This window comes from Polynucleobacter sp. AP-RePozz3-80-G7 (assembly GCF_018882145.1).
Taxonomy (GTDB): domain Bacteria; phylum Pseudomonadota; class Gammaproteobacteria; order Burkholderiales; family Burkholderiaceae; genus Polynucleobacter.
In genome coordinates, this window is the sequence record NZ_JACVPC010000015.1 from 1 (window position 1) to 588 (window position 588).

Annotated in this window: 1 pseudogene; it reads right to left on the reverse strand. The window is 52.6% G+C overall.

What is annotated here, in order from left to right:
* A pseudogene (locus ICE90_RS10745) lies at window positions 1-588 on the reverse strand (hypothetical protein); the annotation flags it as partial.

A 588-nucleotide genomic window follows, 5' to 3' on the forward strand; every position in this document is an offset into this window, starting at 1 on the left:
TAAAGCCAGCGGTGTAAGTTTGTGTACCACCAGAGGCGCCAAGAGTTAAGGTGCCAGTGTTCAAGAAGGTTACCGCGTTGGTGATGGTGCTGCCATTACCCGTTAATGAGAGGTTGTATGCCGCTGCTGGGATGGATACTGCTGTTGCAGTGATCGCACCAGAAGCGCTAATGGCACCAGTCTGGCTGGTATCACCTAAAGTAACGGTACCTAAAGCTGTTGTAGAGCCAATCGCGCCAGTTAAGGAGATCACCCCAGCCTTGCTATAGAGGTTCAAGTTCTGGGTATTGGCTGCTGTTCCTTGGATTGGGCCAGAGATGGTGATGTTGGCACCACTACCGCTACCAGAGTAAGTTTGGATGGTCGTTGCGCTACCCAAGGTTATGGTTTGTGTAGCGCCACCAATCGATACGGCGCCAGCGGCAGTATTGATAATGCCGTTCAGTGTGGTTGCACTAGGCGCAGTTGCTGTAAAGCCAGCGGTGTAAGTTTGTGTACCACCAGAGGCGCCAAGAGTTAAGGTGCCAGTGTTCAAGAAGGTTACCGCGTTGGTGATGGTGCCAGTAGCGCCGTTGAGCTGGAGGTTGT